At 35.9% G+C, this 19,635-nt stretch carries 31 protein-coding genes; all 31 read right to left on the bottom strand.

Annotation, left to right across the window (positions count from 1 at the left end; genetic code table 11):
• Positions 1–18: 18 nt before the first annotated feature.
• Positions 19–237, bottom strand: coding sequence for a translation initiation factor IF-1 (gene infA / locus HMPREF9225_RS00685; protein WP_008900989.1), 219 nt, complete (start codon positions 235–237; stop codon positions 19–21).
• Complete coding sequence (locus HMPREF9225_RS00690; protein ID WP_008900990.1) at positions 230–493, bottom strand: KOW domain-containing RNA-binding protein; 264 nt, start codon at positions 491–493, stop codon at positions 230–232. Before HMPREF9225_RS00690 ends, infA begins: the two co-directional genes overlap by 8 nt.
• Positions 477–1,130 carry an adenylate kinase gene (locus tag HMPREF9225_RS00695; RefSeq protein WP_008900991.1) on the bottom strand — a complete coding sequence of 218 codons (654 nt, stop codon included), beginning with the start codon at positions 1,128–1,130 and terminating at the stop codon, positions 477–479. The genes HMPREF9225_RS00690 and HMPREF9225_RS00695 overlap by 17 nt, the downstream gene beginning before the upstream one ends.
• A 9-nt stretch (positions 1,131–1,139) precedes the next feature.
• Positions 1,140–2,417 (bottom strand): preprotein translocase subunit SecY, encoded by a 1,278-nt coding sequence (gene secY, locus HMPREF9225_RS00700; RefSeq protein ID WP_008900992.1) that lies wholly within the window; start codon positions 2,415–2,417, stop codon positions 1,140–1,142.
• Positions 2,417–2,863 carry a 50S ribosomal protein L15 gene (gene rplO, locus HMPREF9225_RS00705; RefSeq protein WP_008900993.1) on the bottom strand — a complete coding sequence of 149 codons (447 nt, stop codon included), beginning with the start codon at positions 2,861–2,863 and terminating at the stop codon, positions 2,417–2,419. The genes secY and rplO overlap by 1 nt, the downstream gene beginning before the upstream one ends.
• A 16-nt stretch (positions 2,864–2,879) precedes the next feature.
• Positions 2,880–3,050: a 50S ribosomal protein L30 gene (gene rpmD, locus HMPREF9225_RS00710; RefSeq protein WP_008900994.1), complete on the bottom strand. Its 171-nt coding sequence runs from the start codon at positions 3,048–3,050 to the stop codon at positions 2,880–2,882.
• Between the two features lie 10 nt (positions 3,051–3,060).
• Entirely contained in the window at positions 3,061–3,567 is a 507-nt protein-coding gene (rpsE, locus tag HMPREF9225_RS00715; RefSeq protein WP_008900995.1) for a 30S ribosomal protein S5, read from the bottom strand.
• Positions 3,568–3,582: 15 nt separating this feature from the next.
• Positions 3,583–3,945, bottom strand: a complete 363-nt coding sequence (rplR, locus tag HMPREF9225_RS00720; protein WP_008900996.1) for a 50S ribosomal protein L18 — start codon at positions 3,943–3,945, stop codon at positions 3,583–3,585.
• 12 nt (positions 3,946–3,957) lie between these two features.
• On the bottom strand, positions 3,958–4,494 hold the full coding sequence (gene rplF, locus HMPREF9225_RS00725; RefSeq protein ID WP_008900997.1) for a 50S ribosomal protein L6: 537 nt from the start codon (positions 4,492–4,494) through the stop codon (positions 3,958–3,960).
• A gap of 13 nt (positions 4,495–4,507) precedes the next feature.
• Positions 4,508–4,903 (bottom strand): 30S ribosomal protein S8, encoded by a 396-nt coding sequence (rpsH, locus tag HMPREF9225_RS00730; RefSeq protein WP_040551244.1) that lies wholly within the window; start codon positions 4,901–4,903, stop codon positions 4,508–4,510.
• A gap of 23 nt (positions 4,904–4,926) precedes the next feature.
• The gene (locus tag HMPREF9225_RS00735) at positions 4,927–5,112 is read right to left on the bottom strand and encodes a type Z 30S ribosomal protein S14 (RefSeq protein ID WP_008900999.1); all 186 of its coding nucleotides are present in this window, start codon (positions 5,110–5,112) and stop codon (positions 4,927–4,929) included.
• 12 nt (positions 5,113–5,124) lie between these two features.
• Complete coding sequence (gene rplE, locus HMPREF9225_RS00740) at positions 5,125–5,667, bottom strand: 50S ribosomal protein L5 (protein ID WP_008901000.1); 543 nt, start codon at positions 5,665–5,667, stop codon at positions 5,125–5,127.
• An 11-nt stretch (positions 5,668–5,678) separates the two neighbouring features.
• Positions 5,679–5,987 (bottom strand): 50S ribosomal protein L24, encoded by a 309-nt coding sequence (gene rplX, locus HMPREF9225_RS00745; protein WP_008901001.1) that lies wholly within the window; start codon positions 5,985–5,987, stop codon positions 5,679–5,681.
• Between the two features lie 13 nt (positions 5,988–6,000).
• Positions 6,001–6,369 carry a 50S ribosomal protein L14 gene (gene rplN / locus HMPREF9225_RS00750; RefSeq protein ID WP_008901002.1) on the bottom strand — a complete coding sequence of 123 codons (369 nt, stop codon included), beginning with the start codon at positions 6,367–6,369 and terminating at the stop codon, positions 6,001–6,003.
• A gap of 18 nt (positions 6,370–6,387) precedes the next feature.
• The gene (rpsQ, locus tag HMPREF9225_RS00755) at positions 6,388–6,642 is read right to left on the bottom strand and encodes a 30S ribosomal protein S17 (RefSeq protein ID WP_008901003.1); all 255 of its coding nucleotides are present in this window, start codon (positions 6,640–6,642) and stop codon (positions 6,388–6,390) included.
• A gap of 3 nt (positions 6,643–6,645) precedes the next feature.
• Positions 6,646–6,852 carry a 50S ribosomal protein L29 gene (gene rpmC, locus HMPREF9225_RS00760; RefSeq protein ID WP_023059538.1) on the bottom strand — a complete coding sequence of 69 codons (207 nt, stop codon included), beginning with the start codon at positions 6,850–6,852 and terminating at the stop codon, positions 6,646–6,648.
• A complete protein-coding gene (rplP, locus tag HMPREF9225_RS00765; RefSeq protein ID WP_008901005.1) occupies positions 6,842–7,273 on the bottom strand; it encodes a 50S ribosomal protein L16 in 432 nt (143 codons plus the stop codon). The genes rpmC and rplP overlap by 11 nt, the downstream gene beginning before the upstream one ends.
• 20 nt (positions 7,274–7,293) lie before the next feature.
• Complete coding sequence (gene rpsC, locus HMPREF9225_RS00770) at positions 7,294–8,052, bottom strand: 30S ribosomal protein S3 (protein WP_008901006.1); 759 nt, start codon at positions 8,050–8,052, stop codon at positions 7,294–7,296.
• 10 nt (positions 8,053–8,062) lie between these two features.
• Entirely contained in the window at positions 8,063–8,398 is a 336-nt protein-coding gene (gene rplV, locus HMPREF9225_RS00775) for a 50S ribosomal protein L22 (protein WP_008901007.1), read from the bottom strand.
• 12 nt (positions 8,399–8,410) lie between these two features.
• Positions 8,411–8,695, bottom strand: coding sequence for a 30S ribosomal protein S19 (rpsS, locus tag HMPREF9225_RS00780; RefSeq protein WP_008901008.1), 285 nt, complete (start codon positions 8,693–8,695; stop codon positions 8,411–8,413).
• 10 nt (positions 8,696–8,705) lie between these two features.
• Positions 8,706–9,536, bottom strand: a complete 831-nt coding sequence (rplB, locus tag HMPREF9225_RS00785) for a 50S ribosomal protein L2 (protein ID WP_008901009.1) — start codon at positions 9,534–9,536, stop codon at positions 8,706–8,708.
• A gap of 17 nt (positions 9,537–9,553) precedes the next feature.
• Positions 9,554–9,844 carry a 50S ribosomal protein L23 gene (gene rplW, locus HMPREF9225_RS00790; RefSeq protein WP_008901010.1) on the bottom strand — a complete coding sequence of 97 codons (291 nt, stop codon included), beginning with the start codon at positions 9,842–9,844 and terminating at the stop codon, positions 9,554–9,556.
• Positions 9,844–10,533 (bottom strand): 50S ribosomal protein L4, encoded by a 690-nt coding sequence (gene rplD / locus HMPREF9225_RS00795; RefSeq protein WP_008901011.1) that lies wholly within the window; start codon positions 10,531–10,533, stop codon positions 9,844–9,846. Before rplD ends, rplW begins: the two co-directional genes overlap by 1 nt.
• Before the next feature lie 11 nt (positions 10,534–10,544).
• Positions 10,545–11,177, bottom strand: a complete 633-nt coding sequence (gene rplC, locus HMPREF9225_RS00800; protein ID WP_008901012.1) for a 50S ribosomal protein L3 — start codon at positions 11,175–11,177, stop codon at positions 10,545–10,547.
• 59 nt (positions 11,178–11,236) lie between these two features.
• The gene (rpsJ, locus tag HMPREF9225_RS00805; RefSeq protein WP_008901013.1) at positions 11,237–11,548 is read right to left on the bottom strand and encodes a 30S ribosomal protein S10; all 312 of its coding nucleotides are present in this window, start codon (positions 11,546–11,548) and stop codon (positions 11,237–11,239) included.
• 617 nt (positions 11,549–12,165) lie between these two features.
• The gene (gene ilvD / locus HMPREF9225_RS00810) at positions 12,166–13,839 is read right to left on the bottom strand and encodes a dihydroxy-acid dehydratase (protein ID WP_008901014.1); all 1,674 of its coding nucleotides are present in this window, start codon (positions 13,837–13,839) and stop codon (positions 12,166–12,168) included.
• A gap of 36 nt (positions 13,840–13,875) precedes the next feature.
• A complete protein-coding gene (locus tag HMPREF9225_RS00815; protein ID WP_008901015.1) occupies positions 13,876–15,147 on the bottom strand; it encodes a GntP family permease in 1,272 nt (423 codons plus the stop codon).
• A 126-nt stretch (positions 15,148–15,273) separates the two neighbouring features.
• Positions 15,274–16,935 carry a sigma-54-dependent Fis family transcriptional regulator gene (locus tag HMPREF9225_RS00820; protein WP_008901016.1) on the bottom strand — a complete coding sequence of 554 codons (1,662 nt, stop codon included), beginning with the start codon at positions 16,933–16,935 and terminating at the stop codon, positions 15,274–15,276.
• A 45-nt stretch (positions 16,936–16,980) separates the two neighbouring features.
• A complete protein-coding gene (locus tag HMPREF9225_RS00825) occupies positions 16,981–18,087 on the bottom strand; it encodes a hypothetical protein (protein WP_008901017.1) in 1,107 nt (368 codons plus the stop codon).
• The gene (locus tag HMPREF9225_RS00830) at positions 18,088–18,972 is read right to left on the bottom strand and encodes an ADP-ribosylglycohydrolase family protein (RefSeq protein WP_008901018.1); all 885 of its coding nucleotides are present in this window, start codon (positions 18,970–18,972) and stop codon (positions 18,088–18,090) included. It abuts the gene before it with no gap.
• Positions 18,966–19,628, bottom strand: coding sequence for an HAD family hydrolase (locus HMPREF9225_RS00835; protein WP_008901019.1), 663 nt, complete (start codon positions 19,626–19,628; stop codon positions 18,966–18,968). Before HMPREF9225_RS00835 ends, HMPREF9225_RS00830 begins: the two co-directional genes overlap by 7 nt.
• Positions 19,629–19,635: the final 7 nt, after the last annotated feature.

Genomic DNA, 19,635 nt, shown 5'->3' on the forward strand with positions numbered 1-19,635 from the left:
CCTCCTATTTTATAGGACTTATTTCTTTCTCCAAGTGATTCTACCTCTTGTTAAATCATATGGTGATAGTTCAACAGTTACTTTATCTCCTGGTAAAATCCTAATATAGTTCATTCTCAATTTTCCTGAAATATGTGCTAGTATTATATGCCCATTTTCAAGTTCTACTTTAAAGTTTGTATTAGGTAGGGCTTCGACTACGACGCCCTCTACTTCTATTACATCTTCTTTAGCCACGAAATACCTCCGTTTCTTTTAGTCTTTGTCTTAAGTTCTTATCTGATGTTACTTCTTCTAAGTCTATCTTTTCTTTTGATATTATTAGATGTGATACTTTTTTTAGTTTTGGTTTTTCTAGTTTTCTGGTCTTGCCGTCTACTATTTTTACCATTTTATCGTCTACTATCTCTTTTATGACAAAGACTTTTCCTTCATCTCGACCTCTTGTAGCTTTTACTATTTGCCCTAAGGTTAGTCTAGTTGTTTTTTCCATCTAGTACTTCTACGATTTCTTTTCTTATTGTGTCTATGTCTTCTTTGCCGTCTATGTTATCTAGTAGTCCTTGTGCTTTGTAGTAATCTATTAGTGGTGCTGTTTGTTCGAAGTAAACTTTGATTCTGGTCTTTACTGTGGCTTCAGTGTCGTCGTCTCTTTGGATTAAAGGACCTTGGTCTTTGTCGCACACGCCGTCTTCTTTTGGTGGGTTGTATTTTACGTGGTAGCTTGCTCCACAGGTTTTACATACCCTTCTGCCTACTGCTCTTTCTACTAATATGTCTGTATCTACGTCTATATTTAGTACTGAGTCTAGGCTTTGACCTCTTTCTTCTAGAAATGCGTCTAAGGATACTGCTTGTGCTACTGTTCTTGGGAATCCGTCTAGTAAAAATCCTTCTTGTACGTCGTCTTTTGATAGTCTATCTTTTACGATTTCTATTACTAATTCGTCTGGTACTAGTAGGCCTTTGTCCATGTAGGACTTAGCTTTTTTTCCTAGGTCGGTTCCGTTTTTTATATTTTCTCTAAATATATCTCCTGTTGAGATGTGTGGGGTTTTGAAGTTTTCAACTATGAAGTCTGCTTGTGTTCCCTTACCTGCTCCAGGAGGTCCTAATATTACGAGTCTCATATATTCTCCTTATTTTAAGAATCCTTTGTAGTGTCTCATTAGTAGTTGTTGTTCTAGGACTCTTGCTGTTTCCAATATTACTCCGACTACGATTATTATTGATGTTCCACCGTAGTTAAATCTTAGTTTTGCTACTCTTGTTAGAATTGTTGGCAATACTGTTAAGATTGCTAGAGCAATAGCTCCTGGTAGAACTAGTCTATTTACTACTCTTCCAAGGTAGTCACTGGTTGGTTTTCCTGGTCTTATTCCTGGGATAAATCCACCGTTTTGTTGTAAACTCTTGGAATATTCAACTGTGTTAAATTGAATTTGTGTGTAGAAGAAAGTAAAGAATATTATCATTAGTATTGATAATAGTACGTAGATCACAAGTCCTGGTCCACCTTGTGGTGTTAGCCATTTGATTACAAAGTCTTTGAACTTTCCTTCTCCTGTAAACATGATTATTGTTGATGGGATTGCAAGGATTGAGTTTGCAAAGATTATTGGCATTACTCCTGTCATTAGTACTTTGATTGGTATGTGAGTTGATTGTCCTCCATACATCTTTCTTCCTACTACTCTCTTTGCGTATTGTACTGGAATTCTTCTTTCTCCTTCATTTAAGGTTACTACAAAGAATACTATTGCTATTGCTAGTACAATGTATAGGATTAAAAATGCCCAGTGTGCTTGTCCTGCTCTTACTAGTAGGAATGATTGATATAAGTCTCTTGGCATTCTTACGATGATTCCTGCAAAGATTATGATTGAAATACCGTTTCCGATACCTTTTTCTGTGATTTGTTCACCTATCCAAATTAAGAAAGCTGTTCCTGCTACGATTGACATTATTACTACTGATTTTTGTAAGAATGTGTGTGCTTCTACTGCTTTTCTAAAGATTCCGAATGTGAATCCGATTGCTTGAACAAATGCGATTGCGATTGCTAAATATCTTGTATACTTAGCTATTGCTTTTCTTCCTGTATCTCCTTCTTTTGCTAGTTGTTCTAGTGAAGGGATAGCTATTGTTAGAAGTTGAAGTACAATTGATGCTGTAATATATGGTGTTATATTTGCAGCAAATATTGTATAGTTGCTGAAGTTTCCTCCTGCCATTAAGTCAAGGAATGTTAATACTCCTGCATTTTGGCCTGAGAATAGTTGTGATATTGCCTCTTTGTTCATGAAAGGCACTGCTATATGGGATCCTAATCTGTATATTAGAAGCATAAATAGTGTAAATAACATTTTGCGTCTAATTTCAGGTAGTTTCCAAGCATTTTTAAATGTCGTTAGCATTAAATCACCTCAGCCTTTCCTCCTGCTGCTTCGATTTTTTCAGCTGCAGATTTGGTGAAGTGTTGTGCTTTTACTTCAAGCTTAACGTTTATTTCTCCATTTCCTAAGATTCTAACGCCGTCCTTAGCCTTTTTAACTAATTTCTTTTCTAATAATACTTCTGGAGTTACTACGTCTCCGTCATTAAAGTAATCTGCTAGTACTCCAACGTTTATTTCTGCAAAGTCTTTAGCAAAGATGTTGGTGAAACCTCTCTTTGGAAGACGTCTGAATAGTGGCATTTGTCCACCTTCAAATCCTGGTCTAACTCCTCCGCCAGATCTTGCATTTTGACCTTTGTGTCCACGACCTGAAGTCTTACCTAGTCCTGAGCCTATACCTCTTCCTAGTCTCTTCTTAGCTTTAACTCCGCCGCCTTCTGCTGGTCTTAAGTCATGTAGCTTCATGGTTTGCACCTCCTTATTACTCTGTAACCTCTAGCATATAATCTACTGTTCTTATCATACCTCTGATTTCAGGGGTATCTTCTTTTTCTACAACCTGTCCGATTTTTCTAAGTCCTAGAGCTCTTACTGTTCTCTTGTGGGACTCAATTTTACCGATAGGGCTTTTTACTAATTTTATTTTAAGCATTTTATCCCCCTTATCCTAGTATTTCATCTACAGATTTATTTCTTAGTCTTGCAACTTTTTCTACTGTCATTAAGCTTGTTAATGCGTTCATTGTTGCGTTTACTATATTTCTACGGTTGTTTGATCCGATGTTTTTAGTTCTGATATCAGATACTCCAACTAGTTCTAGTACTGCACGCACTGCTTCTCCCGCGATAACTCCTGTACCTGGTTTAGCTGGCTTTAAGAATACTTTTCCTGCTCCTGCAACTCCAGTGATTTCGTGTGGGATTGTGGTTCCTACTAGATCTACTTTTACAAGGTGTTTTCTTGCGTCTTGGATTCCTTTTCTGATTGCTTCAGGTACTTCTAGTGCTTTTCCTGTTCCTACTCCAACGTATCCGTTTCTGTCTCCAACTACCACTAGTGCTGTGAATCTGAAGTTTCTACCACCTTTAACTACTTTTGCTACTCTGTTTATTGCTACAACTCTTTCTTCTAGTTGAAGCTCATCAGGATTAATTAGTTTGTGTTCCAATCTTTTGCCTCCTTACTAGAACTTAAGTCCGTTTTCTCTTGCAGCTTCTGCAAGGGATTTTACGCGTCCATGATATAGGTATCCAGATCTATCGAATACTACTTCTTCTATTCCTTTTTCTACTGCTCTTTTTGCAATAGCTGCTCCAACTGCTGCTGCTGCATCTTTGTTGTGAGTGTGATCTAGGCCTAGATCTTTATCTAGAGTTGATGCACTTGCTAGTGTAACTCCCTTAGTGTCGTCGATAATTTGTGCGTAAATATGGGCATTTGATCTAAATACACATAGTCTTGGGCAAGATGAGGTGCCAGAGATCTTGTTTCTTATTCTCTTATGTCTTTTTACTCTTGTAGACTTTTTATCGATTTTATTTATCAAAGCGTCCTCCTATTACTTACCAGTTTTTCCGACTTTACGTCTTATGATTTCATCTGAGTACTTAATTCCTTTTCCTTTGTAAGGTTCTGGTCTTCTGTATCCTCTGATGTGTGCTGCGTATTGTCCAACTTGTTGCTTATCTGAACCTGAAATTATAATTTTGTTTGGTGCTGGAACTTCTACTTCTATTCCCTTTGGATCTTCTAGTTCTAGTGGATGTGAGAATCCTAGTGTTAGAGCTAGTTTCTTTCCTTGTTTAGCTGCTCTGTATCCTGTACCTACTATTTCAAGTTCTTTTGTATATCCTTCTGTTACTCCCACTACCATGTTGTAGATTAGAGTTCTTGTTAGTCCGTGTAGTGCACGGATTTTCTTTTCATCATTTGGTCTTGTTACTTCAAGTACTCCGTCTTCTAGTGAGATTGTTAAATTTTCATTGAATGTTTCTTTAAGTTCACCTTTTGGTCCCTTAACTGTAACTGTATGTCCGTCAATGGTTACTGTTACGTTTGATGGGATCTCTATAGGTTTTTTTCCAATTCTTGACATTTATAGCCTCCTATTACCAAACGTAGCAAATAACTTCGCCACCAACGTTAAGTTCTCTCGCTGTTTTGTCTGTTATTATTCCTTTTGATGTTGAGATTATTGCAATTCCTAGTCCTCCTAGTACTTTTGGAAGTTCTTGTGAATTTGCATATACTCTTAGTCCTGGTTTAGAGATTCTCTTTAGTCCTGAGATTACTCTGTCTCCGTCTTGTGTATATTTAAGTTCTACTTTTAGCATTCCTTGCTTGTTGTCTTCGATGAAGTCAAAGGATTTGATGTATCCTTCGTCAAGTAGAATTTGTGCGATTTCTTTTTTGATGTTTGACGCAGGTACGTCAACTGTTTTATGTTTTGCATTATTGCTGTTTCTAATTCTAGTAAGCATATCTGCAATAGGATCTGTCATCATATAGTTTTCCTCCTTCGCTAAACTTACCAACTAGCTTTTTTCACGCCTGGGATTTGTCCCTTGTAAGCAAGTTCTCTAAAACATATTCTACAAATACCATACTTTTTAAGAACTGAGTGTGGTCTTCCACAAATTTTACATCTTGTGTATGCACGTGTAGAAAATTTCGGTTTTCTCTTTTGTTTAGCAATCATTGATTTCTTTGCCATTTTCTACCTCCCTTATCTGGCAAAAGGCATTCCCATTTTTTCAAGGAAAGCTTTGGCTTCTTCGTCAGTATTTGCTGTAGTTACTATTACAATGTCCATTCCTCTTATTGCATCTACTTTATCGTATTCAATTTCTGGGAATATTAATTGTTCTTTTAATCCTAAAGCGTAATTTCCTCTACCGTCAAATGCAGTAGGTTTTACTCCTCTAAAGTCTCTTACTCTAGGTAGAGCAACGTTCATTAGCTTATCTAGGAAGTCATACATTTTTTCGCCTCTTAGGGTTACTTTTGTACCTATAGCGTGTCCTTCACGAAGTTTGAAGTTTGCGATAGATTTTTTAGCTTTTGTTATTATTGGCTTTTGTCCTGTGATGATTGTTAAATCATTTACTGCTGATTCTAAAGCTTTTGGATTGTCTTTTGCTTCTCCAAGTCCAATGTTTACTATTACTTTTTCAAGTTTTGGTACTTGCATTACATTTTTGTATCCAAATTTATCCATAAGATAGCTTATTACTTCTTCTTGATATTTTTCCTTTAGTCTGGAAGTCATCCTCTACCTCCTTATTTAATGGTATTTCCGTCGGATTTTTTAAATCTAACTTTTTTACCGTCTTCTATTCTATATCCAAGTTTTGTTCCTTTTCCTGTCTTTGAATCAAAGTACATTACGTTAGATACGTGAATTGGTGCTTCCATTTCCACGATTCCGCCTGGATGTTGAGGTCCCTTTGGTTTTTGATGTTTCTTAACCATGTTTACCTTTTCAACTACTACTTTATCTTCCTTTGGAAAAGTCCTTAAAACTTTACCGGTACTTCCTTTGTATTTACCGGCTATTACTTTAACTGTGTCACCTTTTTTTATTCTCATAGTTTCCTCCTAATTAAAGTACTTCCGGTGCAAGAGAGATTATCTTCATAAAGTCTTTGTATCTTAATTCTCTCGTTACTGGTCCAAAGATACGAGTTCCTACTGGAGACTTGTCATCTTTGATTATTACTGCTGCATTGTCATCGAATTTTATATAGCTTCCATCAGGACGGCTAATTCCTTTAGATGTTCTTACGATAACTGCTTTTACAACACTGCCTTTTTTAACAACGCCACCAGGTGTTGCATTTTTAACTGAACAAACTACGATATCTCCAATATTGGCGATCTTTCTGTTTGTTCCTCCTAGTACTTTGATTACTAAAAGTTCTTTAGCACCGCTGTTGTCTGCAACACGCATTCTGCTTTCTTGTTGAATCATTAAAGAAATCCTCCTTCCTTATTTTGCTCTTTCTAGAATTTCCACTAGTCTCCATCTCTTATCTTTTGATAGTGGTCTAGTTTCCATTAGTTTTACTTTATCGCCTACTTGGCACTCATTGTTTTCGTCATGAGCTTTAAACTTACTAGTCTTTTTAAATCTCTTTTTATAGATGGGATGTGCAACAAATGTTTCTATAGCAACAGTTATAGTTTTGTCCATTTTGTCACTTACAACTGTTCCGATTATTGTCTTTCTATGGTTTCTTTCCATGGATTATGCCTCCCTTCCTAAGTTTAGTTCTCTTTCTCTTAAGATAGTCTTGCATCTTGCAATGTCTGTCTTAACTAGCTTTATACTTGATGGATTATCAAGTTGACCTGTAGCGAGTCTAAATCTTAGATTAAATAGTTCGTTTTTTAATTCTTCTACTTTATTTACAAGTTGTTCACTTGAAAGGCTTCGAATCTCTTTAGTCTTCAATTGATTCACCATCCTTATCTTTCATAACAAATTTAGTTTTGATTGGTAGTTTCATTGCTGCAAGTCTCATTGCTTCTCTTGCAATTTCTTCTGATACTCCACTCATTTCAAACAATACTCTTCCTGGTTTAACTACTGATACCCAGTAAGATGGTGCACCTTTACCAGAACCCATTCTTGTTTCAGCTGGTTTTTCTGTTACTGGTTTATCTGGGAAGATTTTGATCCAAATATTACCACCACGGCGGATATATCTTGTCATCGCACGTCTTGCTGCTTCTATTTGGTTTGCTGTTATCCATGCTGGATCTAAAGCTTGAAGGCCGTATTCACCATAGGTAAGTGTGTTACCTTTTTGTGCTTTACCCTTCATTCTGCCTCTGTGTACTCTACGGTATTTAACTCTTTTAGGCATTAACATATTGTGTTCCTCCCTTCTTACTAAGCTTCCTTGTTAGTGTTGTCTTTTCTACGGTTTTGGAAATTTCCTTTTCCTCTTCTATTTCTACCGTCACGATCGTTTCTTCTTTTTTTTCTATTATCTCTTTCGCGAGGTTGTCCGTTTCTTGCTTGAGGAAGAACTTCTCCCTTGTATAGCCAAACTTTTACTCCTAGTTTTCCGTAGGTTGTATCTGCTTCTGCAAATCCGTAGTCGATGTCTGCTCTTAGTGTTTGTAGAGGAATGGTTCCTTCTGAATATCCTTCAGTTCTTGCCATGTCTGCTCCGCCAAGTCTTCCAGATACTGCTGTTTTAATTCCTTTTGCTCCAGCTCTCATGGTTCTTTGGATTGCTTGTTTCATAGCACGTCTGAATGAAATTCTTCTTTCAAGTGCTTCTGCTATTGATTCAGCTACTAGCACTGCATCCATGTCTAGGTTCTTAATTTCTTCAACATTTACTACTACGCTTTTACCAGTTAATTTTTCTAGTTCTGCTCTTAGTTCTTCTACTCCAACTCCTCCACGGCCTATTACCATTCCTGGTTTACCGGTAGAGATTGAAACTTTTACTCTATTTGCAGCTCTTTCGATTTCTACTTTTGCGATTCCTGCTGCATATAGTTTAGTCTTTATATACTCACGAATTTTGTTGTCTTCGATTAGAAGATCGCTAAAATCTTTTTTGTTAGCATACCATTTTGAATCCCAGTCTTTTATAATGCCAACGCGAAGACCGTGTGGGTTAACTTTTTGGCCCATTTTTACCTCCTTACTCTCTTTCTGCTACGACTACGCCGATATGACTTGATCTCTTTAAGATTGGATAAGCCATACCTTTTGCTTTAGGACGGAATCTCTTCATAGTTGGTCCGTCATTTGCGTAAGCTTCTTTAACATAAAGATCGTCAGCATCTAAATTCAAATTATTTTCTGCATTGGCTACTGCTGAATTTAATACTTTTAAAAGCTCTTTTGCTCCACGTTTTGGTGTAAACATAAGTATAGCTTTTGCTTCTTCAACGCTTTTGCCACGAATTTCATCACATATATAGTGAACTTTTAGAGGTGAAATTCTTATATATTTTGCAATTGCTCTTGCTTCCATTTAAAAACCTCCTTATTTTCCACCAATGGTCTTTTCGGTTTTTCCAGCATGACCCTTGTAAGTTCTAGTAGGTACAAATTCACCTAACTTGTGTCCTACCATATCTTCTGTTATATATATTGGAACATGTTTTCTTCCGTCGTGAACTGCTATAGTGTGTGTTACCATTTCTGGGAAAATTGTTGAACGACGTGACCATGTTTTAATTACTTGTTTTTCATTCTTTTCGTTAAGTGCATCTACTTTCTTTAGAAGATGCTCATCAGCGAAAGGTCCTTTTTTAAGTGATCTACTCATTTTTCCCCTCCTACTTAGTTCTTCTTCTTATAATAAATTGGTTAGATTTCTTGTTTTTCTTTCTAGTCTTAAGTCCTAGAGTCTTCTTACCCCATGGAGACATTGGAGATGGACGACCAATTGGAGCACGTCCTTCACCACCACCGTGAGGGTGATCTACTGGGTTCATCGCTGAACCTCTTACGTGAGGTCTTCTTCCAAGATATCTGCTCTTACCTGCTTTACCTAGAGTTATAAGTTCGTGAGAGATGTTACTTACTTGACCAATTGTTGCTTTACAATTGATTGGTACCATTCTCATTTCTGTAGAAGGTAATCTTAGAGTTGCGTATTTTCCTTCTTTTGCCATAAGTTGAACTTCAGCGCCTGCAGATCTTGCAAGTTGTCCACCCTTACCAGGTAGTAATTCAACGTTATGAACAGTTGTACCAACTGGGATGTTCTTAAGTTCTAGAGCGTTACCGATTTTGATATCAGCGTGTTCTCCAGATTCAACAACATCTCCAACCTTTAGTCCATTAGGTGCTAAGATGTATCTCTTTTCACCGTCTGCATATGCAACAAGTGCAATGTATGCAGTTCTGTATGGATCGTATTCTATAGTTTGTACTTTAGCTGGTATATTATCTTTATTTCTTTTGAAATCGATGATTCTGTATTTTCTCTTAACTCCGCCGCCTCTGTGTCTAGAAGTGATTCTTCCGTGAGCGTTTCTTCCGGCAGTAGTATTAAGATTTACAGTAAGTGACTTTTCAGGAATGCTCCTTGTAACTTCTTCAAATGTAGCTACTGTCATTTGACGTCTAGAAGGAGTTGTGGGTTTATATCCTCTAATTGCCATTACTTAATCCCCCTTTATTAGTTCAAACCTTCAAAGAATTCAATCGGTTTAGATGAATCTTTAAGGGTTATAATTGCTTTCTTCCAAGAAGCTCTGTATCCACTAGTAGCTCCTTGTCTCTTTAATTTACCTCTAACATGCATAGTATTTACTCTTTCAATTTCTACTCCGAAGATGCTTTCTAGAGCACTTTTAATTTCAGGCTTAGTAGCAGTCTTTTTAACTTTGAAAGTGTACTTATTATGTTCCATGTCAGCCATTGATTTTTCAGTTATAATTGGTTCTATAATAATATCAAACTTACTCATTATTTAAACACCTCACTAACTGTTCCTAGAGCAGCCTTAGAAATAACAAGATTTTCATGTTTTAAAAGATCATAAACATTTATAAGTCTTGCTTCAGAAGCTTTAACTCCAGCGATATTTCTAGCTGATAGATTAACATTTCTGTCATGTTCTGCAGTAACAACGTAAGCACTCTTCTTAACGCCAACAGCATTTAAGAAATTCTTGAAGTCCTTAGTCTTAATGTTATCCATCTTAATGTCGTCAATTACGATAATTTCGTTTAAGTTTACTTTAGAAGTAAGCACAGACTTAAGAGCAAGTCTTCTAACTTTCTTAGGAGTAGTGTATGAGTAATCACGAGGTTTTTTCGCAAATACGATACCACCTTTTCTCCATTGTGGTGAACGGATACTACCTTGACGAGCACGTCCTGTACCCTTTTGTCTCCAAGGTTTTCTACCTCCACCTCTTACTTCTGCACGAGTTTTGCAAGCGTGAGTACCTTGTCTCTTGTTTGCAAGTTGGTTTTTAACAACTAGGTAAACTGCGTGTCTATTAATTCTATTTTCAGTATCGAAGTTTCCTTCTTCAACTAACTTTTCGATTTCTTCTTCAGTTAGCTCTTCTTTTAAACCAAAGATGTTTTCATCTAGTTCAATTTCTGAAACCTCAGCTCCAGTCATATCGAATACTTTAACTTTTGTCATGAAAACCCTCCTTACTTACCTTGTTTAACTGTTTCTTTAACAGTGACTTTTCCACGTTTAGGTCCTGGAATAGATCCTTTAACGAAGATTAAGTTTCTTTCTTCGTCAACTCTTACAACTAGTAGGTTTTGAACAGTAACTCTTTCGTTACCAGTCTTTCCAGCCATTCTGTGGTTCTTCCAAACTTTTCCAGGATAAGTTGCAGCTCCCATACCACCAGGCATTCTGTGGAACTTAGAACCGTGAGTTTCACGACCACGTCCGAAACCGTGACGAGTTACAACCCCTTGAGTTCCCTTACCTTTAGAAGTTCCTACAACATCTACGAAATCTCCTTCAGAAAAGATAGTAACATTTAATTCTTTTCCGATTTCATAGCTATCTAAATCATCAGTTTTAAATTCGTTAAGATATTTCTTAGGCTCAACATTAGCCTTTTCGAAATGTCCTTTAGTTGGTTTGTTTACCCTGTTTAGCTTAACATCGCCAGAAGCAACTTGAACTGCATTATAACCATCAGTTTCAACGCTCTTCTTTTGAACAACGACATTAGGCATAGCTTGAATAACTGTTACAGGAGTAACTGTACCATTTTCGTCAAAAAGTTGAGTCATGCCGACTTTTTTACCAATTAGAAATTTCAAATTTCTACACCTCCTAAATTTTACAGCGGATTACATCGTAATCTTATAAAGAACAATTATTAAAGCTTAATTTCTATATCAACGCCTGCAGGAAGATTTAACTTCATAAGAGCGTCAACGGTCTTTTGGTTTGGACCAAGAATATCGATAAGTCTTTTATGAGTTCTTTGCTCAAATTGTTCTCTAGAATCTTTGTACTTATGAACAGCTCTAAGAATAGTTACAACTTCCTTTTCAGTAGGAAGAGGAATAGGTCCTGAAACCTTAGCTCCAGTAGCCTTAGCAGCTTCTACAATTCTCTTAGCTGAATTATCAAGTAATTCGTGATCATAAGCTTTAAGCCTGATTCTAATCTTTTGTTTGTTTGACATTTTTACCTCCTCTTTGCGAAGGGGGTTATGGATAAACGCATCCTGGTGTATCCAGTGCGTAGGAAAATAACCCAGCCCGATTCTTCGGACTTCTCCGTCATAATTACCCCAAGGTCCTTTTCCCGAAAATCTTAGGCAACCTATGACATCATCGCAATTTTTTCATTAAACAAATACTTAAATATTATACAATAAAACGGCTAAAATTTCAAGTAATTAATGATTTTAAAATCAAAATAATCAGAAATTTTCCCGCATAAAAAAGCCTAGGAACACCTAAGCTTTAGATATAATACCATATGATTTGCAAAAAGTAAAACAATTAAGATGAAATTTTTGTGAAAAATAAAAATTTTAGCAAATCTATCTCGAAAAATATTTTTCTTCTATAATAGATTAGATTTTTCTAATCATTCAGGCTTAATTTTCAATATAGCTTAATAATAATTTTTTTTGTAAAATTTCGTTACTCATACTATCTACAAGAAATAATTTTTAAACTCTCTTAATGATGTAAATAATTATGGATAATAAAAAGACCAAATAAGATTCCTCTTACCGGTCTTTTATATTTTCGCTTATCGTTTCAAATTGTTAGGAGTTTTATAAGCTTTTTATTATTCTAGTACTGCTCCTCTGTTTGCTGATGATACCATTCTTGCGTATCTTACTAGGTATCCTTCTTTTACTTTTGGTTCAGGCTTAACTAGATTGTCTAATCTCTTCTTGATTTCTTCATCACTTAGTTCTATATTTACTGTTCTGTTTGGTATATCGATATCGATGATGTCTCCATCTTCTATAATCGCGAATGGTCCACCTTCCATTGCTTCTGGTGATACGTGTCCTATTGCTGCTCCTCTAGTTGCTCCTGAGAATCTTCCATCTGTTATAAGCGCTACATCATTGGCTAGGTGCATTCCTACGATTGCAGATGTTGGTGTTAGCATTTCTCTCATTCCTGGTCCGCCTTTAGGTCCTTCGTACTTGATTACTACTACATTTCCCTTTTTAACTTTTCCAGAGAAGATTCCTTCTGTCGCTGATTCCATGCTGTTAAATACTACTGCTGCTCCTTTGTGTTTCATCATTTCTGGTCTTACTGCTGCTGATTTAACTACACATCCGCCAGGTGCTATATTTCCTTTTAGCACTGCGATTCCACCTTCGTCGTTAAACGGTGTTTCTATTGGTCTTATTACTTCAGGATCTCTTGTTGCTTTGCCTTCTATGTTTTCTTTTATTGTCTTACCATTAATATTTTTAAGTGTGTTGTTTAGTAGGCCTTTTTTGTCAAGCTCGTGCATTACTGCAGGGATTCCGCCAGCCATGTGAAGGTCAAACATAAATTTGTCTCCAGATGGACTGATGTGACATAGGTTAGGTGTCTTCTTGGATATCTCATCGAATTTTTCTAGCGATAATTCTAATCCGCATTCGTGTGCAATTGCTGGTAAGTGTAGAGTTGTGTTAGTTGAACCTGCTATAGCCATGTCTACTACTATTGCATTTTTAAATGCTTCTTCTGTTACGATATCTCTTGGTCTGATATCTTCTTTTACTAGTTCTACTGATCTTTCTCCTGCCATCTTAGCTAGAGCGATACGATCTCCATAGTATGAAGGGATAGTTCCGTTGTATGGTAGTGCTAGTCCTAGTACTTCTGATAGACAGTTCATACTGTTTGCTGTAAACATTCCTGCACATGATCCGCATGATGGACACGCTGCGTGTGCGTATGCTTCCATTTCTTCTTCGTTCTTTTCTCCAAGTTTATATGCGGCTATTTGTTCTATACAAGTTGAATAGTCAGCTGTTTTATCTTTATAATATCCTGTTGCCATTGGTCCACCACTTACAACTATTGATGGTATGTTTAGTCTAAGTGCTGCCATGATCATTCCTGGCACTATTTTGTCACAGTTAGGAATTAAAACTAATCCATCTAGTCCGTGTCCTTTAGCCATCGCTTCAATGCTGTCCGCTATTAGTTCTCTTGATGCTAGAGGATAGTGCATTCCTTCGTGGCTCATTGTTATTCCGTCACACATAGCTATTGCTGGGAACTCTACTGGAATTCCGCCACCTGCTGCTACTCCAAGTTTTGCAGCATCTGCAATGCTTCTTAAGTGGAAATGTCCTGGAACGATTTCGTTAAATGAGTTTACAACTCCTATTAATGGCTTTCTTCCGATATCTTTTTCTAATTTTCCTGTTGCATATAGTAGTGATCTCGCTTCGATTCTTTCTGGTCCTTGATAAACCTTTTGACTGTTCATTTGTTTTTTCATATTAACCTCCAAAATTTTAAACCTTTTAATTTCTAACTAAAAATTTAAACCTATTAATCCATATACAATAGTAGCAACTATTGTCATGACTAAACCTACACAAAATTCGAATGGTAATAGTCTAAGTTTTTCTTTTATATCCATTCTTATACTACCTGCACTTGTGTGGAAGAAACTTCCGTGTGGTAGTCCGTCTAAAGTATTACTTCCTGCATGTATCATAACCGCTGCTTGTAGTGGTTTTACACCAAAGGATAGTATTGTTTCTCCAAATACTTGAGATCCAACTGTACTTCCTGCTGTTGCAGATGCGGTTGCCGCCCCCATAACTAAACCAGTAATCGGTGCTAATAAAAATCCTGATAGCCCTAACACTTCAACTATGTGTATTAATGACTCTTTTAATCCTGAGTTTGCAATTATTCCTGATAATGCTCCTGTTCCTAAAAGAAGTAGAATAACACCTGACATCATAGTTAATCCCTTTGAAGAAAACTCAACGAACTTCTTAGAATCTCCAGTAAGAATACAAGTGATTAATCCTCCTATAGGTAGAGCTATTAAAGGATCTATTTCAATTCCTGCAATTGGTCTAAGTGCCAATAATAGAATAGCTACTATTGGACCTGTTATTGCCGCAAATAGACTAGGTCTTCCTAATTCTACCGCTCCTTCTTCTTCTACAATAACAACTTCACTTCCAATTCCTAGTTTATGTACCAATTTTGTAAGAAGTATTGTAGCTATAAAACCGAATACTGCTGGAATTATTCCTCCTAGCATTACGGTTGTAAGAGGAACTTGAAAATAATCTGATAGAGCTATTGCTTGTGGATTTGGTGACATTACATTACCAGCGTGTGTTCCTCCACACATAGCCATCATTATCACTGACTTAGAGCAATTTGTTTTTTGCGCTATTAGCATCGCAATCGGTGCAACAGTTAAACAAGCTACATCTGCGAAAACTCCAATTGCTGTCAAAATAAATATAGATGCGATTATTGCTATTAGAGAATTTGCTTCTCCTAGTTTCTCGACAATGTTTTCCGCTATTACATCCGCCGATCCGGAATTTATCAAAGCTCCTGCCAAGACTCCCGCTGCCATAATTCTAAGTAGAGTTGGTGACATTCCTCCAGCTCCGCCAAACATGAGCGCAACTACTTCTTTAGCGTTTACTCCTCCAACTATTCCTCCGATTAATGCACCGAGGATCATACCGTATGCTGGTGGAGCTCCCATAACAATTACTATAATAGCTATTGCCAACGCAATAAGAGCGCCCGTTGTAGAAACACTTACCAAAACTATTCTCTCCCTTCTTAAAAGATTTTTTCGTTTTGAAAACGATTTAATTATATTTTGCCATTTATTTTTTCATTATGCAACACCATTTATTTAAAATAAAAAAACCGTTTCATTTTGAAACGGTTAAATATTATATTTCTTCATTTTTCTCCATAATGTAGATCTACTAATCCCCAATATCTCGCTTACTCTACTCTGGTTATAGTTTTCTTTTTGTAGTTGATATAGAATTGCTTCTTTCTCCATCTGATCTAGACTAACATCTCTACAAGGCTTGGTATCTTCATTTTTAATTTTATATAGATGTTCTAGATAGATCTCCTTTGTTATCAAAAGCTCATCTTCTTCCAAAATGCATCGTCTTAAAACCATCAATAGGTCGTCTAAATCTTCTTCTAATAAACTTTCATCATTTTCAAACATGTCATCTTGGATTTTTAAAGCTGCTGTTCCATATTTTTCCCTATATCCAGTTATATAGTTGTTAAATATATTTATTAGATCATCTTTTCTCTTTATGGTCCTAGGTATCATAATAGTTTTGCTAGGATCAACACTTTCTAAAAGATTAGAGTTCTTATCTAAAACAATTATAAGTATTCCGTCATAATTTTTATTTTTATTAGAAATTCCTTCTATTACTTCATAGCTTTTAATGTTTTTTAAGATTATATTTTTTGTATCATTTTTTATTGATTCAAAGTAGTTTTCAATTTCTATTTTGTCTCCATCTATTAGAATGGTTTCCGATTTATTAAGACTTAGTATATAATTTAGCACCTCATTAAGAGTGTATTCATTGTCTTTTTCTATAAATATAGCTTCATTTTTTTCAACCAACTTCTGCAATTTCAGGTATAAATTCTTCATAGCCTTAGACTTTTCAACTGGAATAAAATTATTGCCAATTTCAAATTCGTACACCCCTATAGGAAGGTTATCCTCTTCTTCAATTTTTTTAAATTCAAATAGATAGTATTTGTCATTCGAAATATTGATTGAAGTTACTCTTATATTAATGTCATCAATTTTAGTTTTAATTTCACTTTTGTGATTTCTTATTTCTTCATATTCATATATTAGGTTTATACATTTTTCATAGGAAACTGGTATTTTTTCAAAATTTTCTAGTTTTGAAAAGAATATTTTATTGTTTAAAATTACGCAATAATTACTTATGGTATTTGTTAAAAACCTAGATCTGATCACATCCATTTCATTGATCTTCTTGGTTTGTTTCAAAATCATAATCGCATATCCCAAGAAATTTTCTAAAGTTTCATAGCTAGTCTGAAATAAAACAGTGTTGAAATTTAGATCTTTAGCAAGCTTTATTGCAAGGGAGTCTCCCAAAATTTGTTGATACCCTTCATTTTTCAAATCAATGAGAAGTGAACTTAGCCCAACTTTGTCATTTATATAGTGTACTTTAAAATTTAAATTTAAAAGTTCTATTATTTCTAGAGCTCCATCTGTTATATTTGAATATGCGATTACAGATGTTTTTAAATCATTGTTCTTTGCAATTAAAATACTTTTTAATAGGTCGTTTCCTGATGGCTTCGCATCTATTATAGGAATATCCAAATGTTTTCTTATTAATCTAGCTGTTCCACCTCTGGATATTATAGCTTCGTATCCTCTCTTTTTAGCTTCTGTGGCAAGTTTAAGTCCATCATCAAGCATCCCTACTCCATAATCAATGTCAATATTTCCGTATTTCTTCATCAGCTTTTTAATTGGATTTACCATAGCTTCATATGTCGCAACAATATAAATTCTCACAATACCACCCCCTTTTCTATATACTTCTTATAAATTAATCCATTCTTACTTACTATATATTTCTGCTCCGACAAATTTAGAGCTCTTATAAGGATCTTTTGTGGTTCCTTCGCCGTCGGAATATTCATACTTTATTAATAGAAGCTCGTCATTTTCTCCCTTGCATATGTCGGAGATCATATTCTTCTTTTCGTTTGCGATTTTTATGAAACAGTCTTCTTTTCTATTGTATATAAATTGTTCTCCTATTTCTCTATTCATTATGGTTGGTACCATGTAATCTTCTGTCACGTCTTGGGCGTAGATTGCATAGTCGTAGATGTCTTCCTTATCCTTTGGTACTGCTGAATAGATTTCTTCAAGTTTTAAATCTTCTGTTATTCTATAAAGTATTGTCTTATCTTCTCCTGGTGCGTATGCCATGATAAATCCTGTTGGTTCTGAATCCAAAATCATTAATCCTTCTACAGTTATCTTAGTTTGTCCATTTTCATCTAGCAGCGTATATTTGCCTTCTTCTTTTGCAAATGTGTATGATTTGCCGCCGATTTCTTGGTAGAATCCACCATTTATCGGTTTTGAAAATTCTTTCTTTTCTATATTGTAGACGCTTGTATAGGTGCCATTTCCGTCCTTGGTTGGTAGTTCTAGTGCCACATTTTGATCTGTGATCATGATTCTTCCGATGAAGAGATTTTTTTCTTTTATAAATTTCTTTAGTTCTTCTGTTAGTGGAACTTCTGTCACTGTTTTATCCTTTACATTTAGGATTTTAAATCCATCTTGCGGTTTCTTCACATTTGCAAAGACTGCATAGCTTTGTGATTTGTTTAGTAAGTCCGCACCTCCTAGGTCTACTTTTTCTTTTTCTCCGGTTTCTAAGTTAAGGTAGAATATCTCGTTATCCTTAGTTGCTAGTACATTTTTATCTTCCAAATACTTTATTACCAAGATTTTGTCCATGTCTTTTTCTGCAACTTTTACTTCTTCCTTTTTAAAGCCCATTTTTTCTGGTGTCTTTATAGCTTTGTCAAATGTTTGGGTCGCTTTTTCTGTCTTTACTTCTGTTGGTTTTGCTGAGCCTGTTATTTTTCCGCATCCTGCCACTAATAACATCAGTGCTACAAGCGCAAATATCTTTATCTTTTTCATTTATTTTTCCTCTTTATTTATTAATTTTTCAAAATCATCATAGATTTTTCTTTCGTAACTATCCATGTAGCCAAGCGCCTTTTTTGCTAGTTCTTCTGGTACTCCATAGTACGCTTCTGCTATGGAGCCCACTATCGCCGCCAATGTGTCCGAGTCTCCTCCTATTGAGATGGCTGTCCTTATTGCGTCTTCGAAGTCTTTCGATTCTAAGAATATATATAGAGCTTCTGGCACTGTGCCTTGGCAGGTTTCGTCAAAGCCGTAGTTTCTTACCAGGTCTTCGTATTTAAAGTCCAGGCTATAATATTTTTCCATCTCTGTTTTTATTTCTTCTTTGCTACATTTATTTCTCGCCATAAATATTGCAACTGCTGTAGCCTCCGCTCCCTTTATACCTTCTTCGTGGTTGTGGGAAACTTTGGTCACTTCCTTTGAAAGAAATTTGACTTCTTCTAAATTATTAGCTACATATGCAACAGGGCTTACTCTCATGGCGGAGCCGTTTCCAAATGAATTGTATGGAACAGGTTCTTCTAACCAGTATCTAAACCTAGTTCCGTAGCTCATGTACGGATATTTATTTCCGATTTCAACCATTCTAAGAATTGCATTTGCTTCCAGTTCTGTCTTAGGATTTAAATCGTCTGCATTAAATTTTTCTCTTATTAATTTTAATTTTTCTTCTGAGATTTCTCTAGATAGATTTTTAAATCCACTTTCATTTCCCGTTTCCAATGTATCCATTAGAGCTCTTGCAACTGCCAAGGTCATGACGGAATCATCGGTTAGTCCCATATTGTCTTGGAAAAATTCAAAATTCTTGGTATTTATATTGTCAAATTCGTAGATTGAACCTACTATATCCCCAATGATTGCTCCTAACATTTCTCCTCCAATCTCATCACTTCTAAAAGTTCGTCTATGCTATCAATTCTATAGCTTGCATCTCTTCCTTCCTCCGGCTTTCCGTATCCATAGTTGCAAAAGATGGTGGTCATGTTGTTTTTCTGTCCGCCAACCATGTCGAAGAATCTGTCCCCAACTATGTAGTATGGCGCAGGATACTTGTGCTTCACAGATTTTAAAATTTCTTCCTTTGGAAGTTCATTGTACATCTGTGAGGTCAAAAATCCATCGAAAAATCTGTCCAATTTATAATTTTCTTTTACCTTTTCATAGTAGGCGTTTCTTGCATTGGAAATATATACCAAGGTGTAGCCACGTTCTTTAAGCTCCATTAGAGTTTCTTCCGTCTTTGGATAGAGTCTTCCAAGACCTTTATCCAAGTTGGAATTCATCTCTCTTCCTACAATGCTTGAAACGAAGTGAATGGTCTCCTTGTCATTGCCACCCATGACCATCTTCCACATATCGTCTGCGTTGTAACCGAGATAGGTGTGGTAGAGGTTCTCTTCCAATCCTTGGTAAGGTATCTTGTGTTCATCTAAGTACACCTTTGCCATATCTAGTGCTGGTCCGTAGATGTACATGGTTTCGTGAATAGTTCCGTCGAAATCAAAAAATATAGTTCCTTTTTTCATTTATCTC

It is taken from the genome of Peptoniphilus duerdenii ATCC BAA-1640, assembly GCF_000146345.1.
Taxonomy (GTDB): domain Bacteria; phylum Bacillota; class Clostridia; order Tissierellales; family Peptoniphilaceae; genus Peptoniphilus_B; species Peptoniphilus_B duerdenii.

Coding starts and splice junctions, on each gene's coding strand:
- HMPREF9225_RS00690 (WP_008900990.1), bottom strand. CDS start 493: ATGGAAAAAACAACTAGACTAACCTTAGGGCAAATAGTAAAAGCTACA.
- HMPREF9225_RS00735 (WP_008900999.1), bottom strand. CDS start 5,112: ATGGCAAAGAAATCAATGATTGCTAAACAAAAGAGAAAACCGAAATTT.
- rplX (WP_008901001.1), bottom strand. CDS start 5,987: ATGAGAATAAAAAAAGGTGACACAGTTAAAGTAATAGCCGGTAAATAC.
- rplE (WP_008901000.1), bottom strand. CDS start 5,667: ATGACTTCCAGACTAAAGGAAAAATATCAAGAAGAAGTAATAAGCTAT.
- ilvD (WP_008901014.1), bottom strand. CDS start 13,839: ATGAAAAAACAAATGAACAGTCAAAAGGTTTATCAAGGACCAGAAAGA.
- rplW (WP_008901010.1), bottom strand. CDS start 9,844: ATGAGTAAGTTTGATATTATTATAGAACCAATTATAACTGAAAAATCA.
- HMPREF9225_RS00825 (WP_008901017.1), bottom strand. CDS start 18,087: ATGAAAAAGATAAAGATATTTGCGCTTGTAGCACTGATGTTATTAGTG.
- HMPREF9225_RS00830 (WP_008901018.1), bottom strand. CDS start 18,972: ATGTTAGGAGCAATCATTGGGGATATAGTAGGTTCAATCTACGAATTT.
- rplB (WP_008901009.1), bottom strand. CDS start 9,536: ATGGCAATTAGAGGATATAAACCCACAACTCCTTCTAGACGTCAAATG.
- rpsS (WP_008901008.1), bottom strand. CDS start 8,695: ATGAGTAGATCACTTAAAAAAGGACCTTTCGCTGATGAGCATCTTCTA.
- rpsQ (WP_008901003.1), bottom strand. CDS start 6,642: ATGGAAAGAAACCATAGAAAGACAATAATCGGAACAGTTGTAAGTGAC.
- rplO (WP_008900993.1), bottom strand. CDS start 2,863: ATGAAGCTACATGACTTAAGACCAGCAGAAGGCGGCGGAGTTAAAGCT.
- rpsC (WP_008901006.1), bottom strand. CDS start 8,052: ATGGGCCAAAAAGTTAACCCACACGGTCTTCGCGTTGGCATTATAAAA.
- rplP (WP_008901005.1), bottom strand. CDS start 7,273: ATGTTAATGCCTAAAAGAGTTAAATACCGTAGAGTACACAGAGGCAGA.
- rplF (WP_008900997.1), bottom strand. CDS start 4,494: ATGTCAAGAATTGGAAAAAAACCTATAGAGATCCCATCAAACGTAACA.
- secY (WP_008900992.1), bottom strand. CDS start 2,417: ATGCTAACGACATTTAAAAATGCTTGGAAACTACCTGAAATTAGACGC.
- HMPREF9225_RS00695 (WP_008900991.1), bottom strand. CDS start 1,130: ATGAGACTCGTAATATTAGGACCTCCTGGAGCAGGTAAGGGAACACAA.
- HMPREF9225_RS00835 (WP_008901019.1), bottom strand. CDS start 19,628: ATGAAAAAAGGAACTATATTTTTTGATTTCGACGGAACTATTCACGAA.
- rplD (WP_008901011.1), bottom strand. CDS start 10,533: ATGACAAAAGTTAAAGTATTCGATATGACTGGAGCTGAGGTTTCAGAA.
- rpsH (WP_040551244.1), bottom strand. CDS start 4,903: ATGATGACAGATCCTATTGCAGATATGCTTACTAGAATTAGAAACAGC.
- rplN (WP_008901002.1), bottom strand. CDS start 6,369: ATGATTCAACAAGAAAGCAGAATGCGTGTTGCAGACAACAGCGGTGCT.
- rplV (WP_008901007.1), bottom strand. CDS start 8,398: ATGGAAGCAAGAGCAATTGCAAAATATATAAGAATTTCACCTCTAAAA.
- rpmD (WP_008900994.1), bottom strand. CDS start 3,050: ATGCTTAAAATAAAATTAGTAAAAAGCCCTATCGGTAAAATTGAGTCC.
- rpsJ (WP_008901013.1), bottom strand. CDS start 11,548: ATGTCAAACAAACAAAAGATTAGAATCAGGCTTAAAGCTTATGATCAC.